This window comes from Streptomyces sp. NPDC127092 (genome assembly GCF_042722475.1).
Lineage (GTDB): Bacteria > Actinomycetota > Actinomycetes > Streptomycetales > Streptomycetaceae > Streptomyces.
In genome coordinates this window covers 1,018-1,687 of the sequence record NZ_JBHXFE010000184.1, presented here as the reverse complement: position 1 = coordinate 1,687, position 670 = coordinate 1,018, and the positions used below count along the sequence as shown (strand labels likewise).

Below are 670 nucleotides of genomic sequence, written 5' to 3'. Positions count from 1 at the left end.
CGGTGTACTGTCCCCGCAGTCTTCCATGGCCTTCTCCAGCTCGGCGTGCGTCCCGTGAAACTGGATATGCGCGGCTGGAAGGTTTGCACCGAGCGAGCGCTCGAACTCGTATCGGAAAAGAGGTTGACGACCGTTTGGTTCCACGAACACATGGATCTTCGACGTCTCGACGGCAAGGTACCGGTCAAACCCGTCAAGAGTGCACTCGTAATCCACCTCAAGCCGAAGGATCGGTCCATCCTTGTCGGACAAAACCACCCCGTCGGCGGGTCTTTGCCTCACCGTGAAGGCATCGCCACCCTCGACTGCGGTTGCCTGAAATGCCGCACAATTCGTGCCAACAACTGCCTGAACCGTAGTAGTCAGTCCGGCAGCGAACGCTTCCGCCTGCTCTTGAAGTGTGCCGCTCACCGCGTCGCGCGGTCGATCAGAAACTCCAAGTTGCGAATTTCAGCGAGCAAACCCCGCTCGTGTGCGTCCAGGTCCCATACGTCGCCTCGCTCCTTCAGGGCAGCGATGGACATACCAGACTCAGCCTCCAGCCGACCGAGTTCCTCCCGAGCCTCAGGAAGCGTCAGAGTCCGTACCGTTCCCCGTGGGGGCAAAACTGCCGTCATGACGTCCTCCTTCGTATCGGCAAACCTGGTACTTAGTACCAGCTTGCTCTGAT

2 protein-coding genes are annotated in these 670 nt (G+C 59.3%); both read right to left on the bottom strand.

Annotated elements, in window-relative coordinates; genetic code table 11:
• A partial coding sequence (locus ACFWJO_RS38645) for a hypothetical protein (RefSeq protein ID WP_386872880.1) occupies positions 1-411 on the bottom strand: 411 nt, incomplete at its 3' end.
• Positions 408-670: hypothetical protein (locus ACFWJO_RS38640; RefSeq protein ID WP_386872878.1), on the bottom strand; the 263-nt coding region annotated here is incomplete at its 5' end. The genes ACFWJO_RS38645 and ACFWJO_RS38640, both read right to left, overlap by 4 nt.